Below are 7,492 nucleotides of genomic sequence, written 5' to 3'. Positions count from 1 at the left end.
CCAGACAGTTCAGTTTGTCTTAAAGACGTAGGCTAGACACTGGTTTAGTCCTGAATTTGTGAAGGTGGTGAGCCTTCCTCTTTCAAGCCCCATGCCTTTGGGCTGGGGTCAATGACGAGGTTAACCGTAACACTGACTTTTTTCCAAAAATACTATAGAACCCCCTGTAAAATTCATTTTACACGGTGCAATATTTATAATTAGGTCGTCAGTCCAACTCCCCGCCGGATTATTTTACGATTTTAAGTATGGAACCAGCAGACACTTATAAAGGTTGGATTCTTCAATCCCAGAAAGTATTCTACGTCGAAGTTTGGGATAGCTGCGGCAACCGCCACGTCGCCGTCCAAAATGCCAAAACTGAAGAGGAAGCTTTGGAATTGGCCAAAAAGTGGATTGACAACTATGAGTCTAAACCCGGAAGAATGCCGATCGACGTACCGCATCCTTTCGGGGATGCGATCGATATGCCATTTTAATTCAGTTGACAGTTGACAGTTGACAGTTGACAGTTAGGAAAATGTGTTACGAAATTCCTCGCAATTTTTTAGTATTTTCTACCAAACTCATAGCAAATTCATCGAACCTTTGAGACAGTTTTTCATCCAACAATTTACCATCAGGACTAAAAGCTTTCCAAGCTTGTCCGATCGCAATTTGTTCGGGAATTACCCAAGCGTGTACCCATCTCAGAATCGTTCGCAAATCGTTAAGGGCGTTGTTGTTGACTTGTCCTCCCAACACGCTGATTGCACCCGCAACTTTCCCGTCCAAATGCTCGAAACTCATCAAATCCAGGGCATTCTTGAGAACACCGCTAACGCTACCGTGATACTCCGGCGTTGCCAAAATTAAACCGTCGGCTTGGCGTACCGCATTCCGCAGCTTTTCCACATCCGGGTAATCGTGATAATCATTCTCGCCGTCGCAGAAGGGCAGATCGAGCGATCGCAAATCGAATATTTCAACTTCTGCGCCCAGGGCCTGCGCCCGTCCTGCTGCTACCGTCAGCGCTAACTGGCTGTAGGAGCCAGCCCGCAAACTTCCACCAATGCCGACAATCTTTACCATAGGAGTTGAAAAACAATAACTGCTTGACTAAGACGTACTCATTACGACTATGATTAGTCTAACAAGTGCGATCGGCAAATGTCAATCGATTTTAGATTTGGGATTTGACGTGGCCGAGAAACCGGGTTTTTGCCAAGATTCTTGGTGAAAGCCACAGATTTGGTAAAAAACCCGGTTTCTGAGTCGCAGAGAGTGGGAGGGGCCGAGAAACCGGGTTTTTGCCAAAATTCTTGGTGAGAGCCGACAGATTTGGTAAAAAACCCGGTTTCTGAGTCGCAGTGCGTAAATTCAGTTGACAGTTGACAGTTGACAGTTAAGAGCGACCTCTACCTGGAAGTCCGAGGATTGGAGTAATGAATAGTCGGATTTTAATTTCTCCCGCTCAAGGTTCCGGCTTTAAACGAATTCTTTCTGGTAAGTTCAGTGGAGGGACAGAGAAACCGGGTTTTTGCCAAAATTCTTGGTGAAAGCCCCTGATGCCGCGAAAAAACCCGGTTTCTGAGTCGCAGTGGGTTCAAAATCCTGCATCTTCAGGTACCTATTGAGATGTCATCGACAGATAAACCCATTGAACACCCGGCATCTTGTTAAAATAAACGAACGTAGCAAACCACAAGCGGTCAATCTTGGCAGTATTCCACCTTGGGCAAAAAGTAATATGAAAAATTCTTGGAAACACGCATGGCTGGGACATCTAGCTGAAAACAAAGACAAATCGAGCCAGCAGAATCCTAAAAAATCAATTCCAGGACGAAATCTTTGGCGCATCCTGGGTAGTTTGGTGATTTCTCAAGGAATATTGCTCTCTACCCCGGTGTTTGCCGACAGCGCGCCAAACAACACGATGAGTTACAGCCAACTCATCGACAACATAGAAAAAGGACAAGTCAGTAAAGTCGAAATAGATGAAATCCAAAGAACTGCCAAAGTTAGGCTAAAAGATCAAAAAAGCGATCAGGCGCAAATTGTTACTCTCTTCGACTACAACAACCGAGAACTCTACTCGCAAATCCGCGCCAAAAAGATCGACTTTGAAGTCAAACAAACAGCCGACAACGCGGCCGCAGTTAGTTTAGTAGTAAACTTGCTGGTAATTTTTGCAGTGTTGGCAGTGTTGATGGCTATCCTGCGCCGATCGACCCAATCGCAAGGAAATGCCATGAACTTCGGCAAATCCCGAGCCCGTTTCCAAATGGAAGCCAAAACCGGCGTGATGTTCGACGACGTAGCAGGAATCGAAGAAGCTAAAGAAGAACTGCAAGAAGTTGTCACTTTCCTGAAAAAACCCGAACGCTTCAACGCCATCGGCGCCAAAATTCCCAGAGGAGTTCTGTTAATCGGGCCTCCGGGAACAGGTAAAACCATGTTGGCAAAAGCGATCGCAGGTGAAGCAGCCGTCCCATTCTTCAGCATCTCCGGTTCCGAATTTGTGGAAATGTTCGTCGGAGTCGGCGCCTCCCGCGTCCGCGACTTGTTCCGCAAAGCTAAAGAAAATGCGCCCTGCATCGTCTTCATCGATGAAATAGACGCCGTAGGAAGGCAGCGCGGTGCTGGTATTGGCGGCGGAAATGACGAACGCGAACAAACTCTCAATCAGTTGCTGACAGAGATGGACGGCTTTGAGGGTAACAGCGGCGTGATTGTGATTGCAGCTACTAACCGCCCCGACGTGCTCGATACTGCCTTGCTGCGGCCCGGTAGGTTCGATCGCCAAGTAACGGTAGATTTGCCCAGTTACAAAGGGCGTTTGGGGATTTTGGAAGTGCACGCGCGCAACAAAAAACTCGACGAGGAAGTTGCCCTAGACATGATTGCCCGTCGCACTCCAGGCTTTTCCGGCGCTGATTTGGCAAACTTGCTCAATGAAGCAGCTATTCTGACAGCGAGGCGACGCAAAGACACGATTGGTACTTTGGAAGTTAATGATGCGATCGACCGAATTACGATCGGGCTGACTCTGAATCCGCTGCTCGACAGTAAGAAAAAGTGGCTGGTAGCATACCACGAAATCGGACACGCCCTCGTATCAACTATGCTCAAAAATACCGACACCCTAGAAAAAGTAACGATTATTCCCCGTTCCGGTGGCATCGCAGGCTTTGCCAACTACGTGCTCGACGAAGAAATGCTCGACAGCGAAGGTTTGAGGAGTCGGGCGTGGCTGTTAAGCCGGATTACTGTAGCTTTGGGAGGACGGGCTGCGGAGGCAGAAGTTTACGGCGATGCGGAAGTAACTCTGGGCGCCAGCAGCGATATCACAGAAGTCAGCAAGCTAGCGAGACAGATGGTAACGCTTTACGGAATGTCGGATTTGGGGCCTGTGGCTTTGGAAAGTCCGAACAATGAGGTGTTTTTGGGCCGAGACTGGAATTCGCGATCGGATTATTCTGAAGCAATGGCGATGAAGATCGATCGGCAAGTCCGAGAAATCGCTATTCACTGCTACGAAGAAGCCCGCCGGATTATCCGCGAAAACCGCGCTTTGGTAGACAAGCTGGTGGAAGCGCTGTTGGATGAAGAAACCATCGATGGTGAGGAATTTCGCCGAATTGTCGATCGATACACCGAGTTGACAACAAAAAAAGAGTTAGCCCCAACGTGAATTAGTCAGCAGTGATTAAATGTTTGCAGTAAGGTTTGTAGGGGAGCATCTCAGTTTTGCAAGAAGCATTTTTTCTTCACAGTGCGAGCGTCCCCGCTCGCGTGCGTATACAAGCACGCGAGCGGGGACGCTCGCACTATAAATGCAAAACTGAGATGCTCCCGGTTTGTAGTGAGGACTTCAGTCCTTCTTTTTGGAAGAATTAAGACTAAAGTCCTCACTACAGTAAGGTTTGTAGTGAGGACTTCAGTCCTTCTTTTTGGAAGAATTAGGACTAAAGTCCTCACTACAAACTAAGAAGAATTAGGACTAAAGTCCTCACTACAAACCTAAAAATTACAAGTTTGTAGTGAGGACTTCAGTCCTCATTCCCAGACTAATTAAGATTGATTGGAATACATTTCGCGAAGTACCAAAGCCGGATCTACCCAGCGGCCGCCGTACTTCAATCCCCAATGCAGGTGAGGCCCACTCGTGCGCCCTGTCATCCCCACTCTGGCAATTCTCGCACCGGCCGGCACAGTTTGACCCTGCCAAATTTGCAGGCCGCCTTCACGATCGATATAATAACGCCCGCCGTTAGCGGTTTGCACCCTACCTTTGAGGTGACAGTAGATGTGATCCCAATTTCCCGATCGCACTACCATACCAGTACCGCACCTGCCATCTTCCCAAACTTCCACAACTTGACCCCCCCACCAATTGCGGATGTAGCTGCCTTCCGGGGCCGCCATGTCCAAACCGTAATGAAAATCCCCGCCGCGGGGGCCGAAGGGGGAAGTATAGGCTTCAAAACTTTCCACTGGAAAAGAAGCTTCTTGCCACAAATTACCCGTCGCTACTCTGCTTGGTAAACCTGACTGAGCTTTGACCACCTGCTGCTGCAAATAAGGGCTGATCAACACAATGCCGATCGAAAGTGCCAGCAGCAGCATCTGTCTGAAACGAAAAAAGCGTTTTACCGTCAGCGGGCCTCTAGAGTCTTGCAGGATTTTTTTCACGGCGAACAAGTTGAATGTGTGTGCGAGTGTGCGTTGAGGAGTGCCAATTCGCTGCAAGATGGCGTCTGATATCTACCCTTCCTTCGCGAATCAGTTTATCAACAACGTGTATCTTACTCCATCCAAAACCCGTGTCAAGGCTTCCGGGCATTTACGCGGGGGTAAGGCAAAAAAAAATGGCCTCAGAATTTCGGCTGCGGTTGAATTCGATCGAGCTTTTGCTTGACACTATAGTAGTTCGGGGATTTTGGATGTCGTCTGAAATCTCAAATTTATAACACACATCAAGCAATGCTTACTGAAATTTTTCCTTTTAGTTTTGCCATAGACGCAACTGCGATCGCCGGTGCGTCATTATGGTCTTTAGCCCTGTATTGGGGTCTCTCACCCATCACAGAATGGGTAATCCTGCAACTCAACCGCTGGATGAATTTTGCCGAAAGATCCCTCTACACCTCGGAAGCGGAGTTTGAGAGAACCCGCCAAGCCCGAGAAGCTCAAAATGCCTTTTATGCTTCCCTGTTGAGTATTCTGCCCTTTTTGATTGTGGGCGGATTGTGCAATTGGGGCGTCGAATTGTCGTTGGGTGCCAGTTGGGCGGTATCTATGGGGACGATCGCCTGTATTGGCGGTGGCGTGTACGAACTCGGGCGCCGAGACGGCGAGTCTTAGGCAATTTTAGATTTTGGATTTGGGACACTCCTGGACGCGCAGGTAGTCAGAAACCGGGTTTTTGCGACAATATTTCGTTGTCACCCGCAGATTCGCTAAAAAACCCGGTTTCTTTTGTTGAAGCAGGTAATTCCTGTATGATTGTCGCTCAAAAATTACAATGTAAAGCTATGAAACTAAAGTGGTTGATACCTGCAATTATCTCATCTTTTTCGATCGTTGTTATTCCTGCGAAAGCGGCTGAAACCAGGTGCGGATGGTTGATTAATCCCACGCCTGCTAATTGGTATCTCAAAGACAAATATGCTCAGTGGATTATCTCGGCGCAAGGGGGATATCAAGCCGGAGGAATGGATAATATTCCTCCTTTTAACGACGATGAATATGTCAAAACTAATGTCAATTATGGATATGGTTGTGCTTGTTTGGATGTGGTAACAGATAGAAATCGAATCAGAATTACCACGATACAAGGTGGCGAACAATTACCACTCTCGACTTGTCGCCAAGATCCGAATTTACCAAAAATTCGTTAGTTGTGGCAAAACTAGACATTTTTTTAACTCAGTAAAATGAAATACGAACCAACATCATTAAATCAAGCCCGCGCCGCCTTCAAACAAATCTGGGGATACGACGACTTTCGGCCGCCTCAAGGAGAAATCGTCAGCAGTTTGTTAGCCGGGAAAGATACAATGATAATTATGCCGACAGGTGGTGGCAAATCAATCTGCTTTCAACTGCCAGCTTTATTACAAACAGGCTTAACTTTGGTGATTTCGCCGTTAGTCGCACTGATGGAAAATCAAGTGCAAGAATTGCGCGATCGCAATTTACCCGCTGCCCTCCTCCACAGTCAATTACCAGCACAGCAACGCCAACAAACTATGCAATCGCTACAACAAAATAAGTTGAGATTGCTGTACCTATCTCCCGAAACATTGCTCAGCAAACCTGTTTGGGAAATTATCAGTCAGCCGCACATCCCAATCAACGGTTTAATATTAGATGAAGCTCACTGTTTAGTCCAGTGGGGCGATACTTTTCGACCAGCTTACCGCCGTTTGGGTACAGTGCGATCGGCTTTGTTAAAATCTAAGCCGGAAGGAACTAAAATTGCGATCGCAGCTTTCACCGCCACCGCCAACCCCCAAGCGCAGCAAACAATCAACAAAGTCTTGCAACTACACAAGCCGGAAGCTTTTTTGCTCAGTCCGTACCGTTCTAACCTGCACCTGCAAGTGCAAACTGTCTGGACACGCAGAGGGCGGAGACAACAGTTATTAAATTTTATCAAAGCTCGACCAAAAGAAGCAGGTTTAGTCTACGTCCGCACTAGAAAAGATAGCGAAAACTTGGCGGATTTGTTGGAAGATGCGGGTTATAAAACGGCAGCCTATCATGCAGGTTTGAGTCCAGAATCGCGGCGAAAAATAGAAACAGCTTGGCTGAATAACGATCTGAAATTTGTTGTTTGTAGCTGCGCCTTCGGGATGGGAATTAATAAGCCGGATGTGCGCTGGGTTGTTCATTTTCAAGCACCTTTGCTATTATCGGAATACATTCAGGAAATAGGTAGAGGCGGACGCGACGGCAAATCTGCGATCGCCCTGACGTTGATTAGCGAACCGACGGGTTTGCTTTATCCCGATGACAAACAAAGAGCACAATTTTTTCAAGACAAATTGCGATCGCAATTTCGAGAAGCCCAGCAGTTGGCGAAACAACTCCCAGCTAAGGGCGATGCAGATGCTGTGGGGCGGGAATTCCCTGAAAGTGCGATCGCCCTTTCGATCTTGCACAGCAGCGGACAGTTAAGATGGGAAGATCCTTTCAATTATGCGATCGACAAATCCGCACAACAAAAAAGTGTCAAACAAAACTTTACCGCCCCCGAAGAAATGGCAAAATATCTCAAGCATCGGGAGTGCAGGTGGCAATTTTTGCTGCAAGCTTTTGGCTTTACCAAGGAAGCTACATCTATGCGCTGCGGGCACTGCGATAATTGTCGGTGAAATTGACAATTAGACTAAAAAATGTTAGAATATAAAGAGCAGACGGCGGTTGAAACCGCTGCTATACAAACGATGTCCGCCTCCGCGGACTAAGAGAGGATAACTTCAACAGTTGACAGTTGACAGTTGAC

At 47.4% G+C, this 7,492-nt stretch carries 7 protein-coding genes; 5 read left to right on the top strand and 2 right to left on the bottom strand.

Annotated elements, in window-relative coordinates:
- Positions 1–248 precede the first annotated feature (248 nt).
- The gene (locus tag JGK36_RS09560) at positions 249–479 is read left to right on the top strand and encodes a hypothetical protein (protein ID WP_293175599.1); all 231 of its coding nucleotides are present in this window, start codon (positions 249–251) and stop codon (positions 477–479) included.
- 46 nt (positions 480–525) lie between these two features.
- Here the strand turns inward: JGK36_RS09560 and JGK36_RS09555 are convergent, their stop codons facing one another.
- Entirely contained in the window at positions 526–1,071 is a 546-nt protein-coding gene (locus JGK36_RS09555) for an NADPH-dependent FMN reductase (RefSeq protein ID WP_293175601.1), read from the bottom strand.
- Positions 1,072–1,729: 658 nt separating this feature from the next.
- On the opposite strand from JGK36_RS09555, the gene ftsH reads away from it, so the two are divergent.
- Complete coding sequence (gene ftsH / locus JGK36_RS09550; protein WP_293197547.1) at positions 1,730–3,673, top strand: ATP-dependent zinc metalloprotease FtsH; 1,944 nt, start codon at positions 1,730–1,732, stop codon at positions 3,671–3,673.
- A gap of 380 nt (positions 3,674–4,053) precedes the next feature.
- Here ftsH and JGK36_RS09545 read toward each other — a convergent pair whose 3' ends face one another.
- On the bottom strand, positions 4,054–4,674 hold the full coding sequence (locus JGK36_RS09545) for a M23 family metallopeptidase (protein WP_293175605.1): 621 nt from the start codon (positions 4,672–4,674) through the stop codon (positions 4,054–4,056).
- A gap of 291 nt (positions 4,675–4,965) precedes the next feature.
- Here JGK36_RS09545 and JGK36_RS09540 point away from each other — a divergent pair, with 291 nt between their 5' ends.
- The 3 genes from JGK36_RS09540 (at position 4,966) to JGK36_RS09530 (ending at position 7,361) form a co-directional block, all read left to right on the top strand.
- Positions 4,966–5,346 carry a hypothetical protein gene (locus JGK36_RS09540; RefSeq protein WP_293175607.1) on the top strand — a complete coding sequence of 127 codons (381 nt, stop codon included), beginning with the start codon at positions 4,966–4,968 and terminating at the stop codon, positions 5,344–5,346.
- Positions 5,347–5,516: 170 nt separating this feature from the next.
- Complete coding sequence (locus JGK36_RS09535) at positions 5,517–5,882, top strand: DUF4087 domain-containing protein (RefSeq protein WP_293175609.1); 366 nt, start codon at positions 5,517–5,519, stop codon at positions 5,880–5,882.
- Positions 5,883–5,918: 36 nt separating this feature from the next.
- Complete coding sequence (locus JGK36_RS09530) at positions 5,919–7,361, top strand: ATP-dependent DNA helicase RecQ (RefSeq protein ID WP_293197545.1); 1,443 nt, start codon at positions 5,919–5,921, stop codon at positions 7,359–7,361.
- Positions 7,362–7,492: the final 131 nt, after the last annotated feature.

It is taken from the genome of Microcoleus sp. PH2017_35_SFW_U_B, from assembly GCF_020737865.1.
In the GTDB taxonomy this organism is placed as follows: Bacteria; Cyanobacteriota; Cyanobacteriia; order Cyanobacteriales; family Microcoleaceae; genus Microcoleus.
The sequence above is the reverse complement of the archived record's forward strand: the minus strand, read 5'-3'. Positions and strand labels throughout refer to the sequence as shown.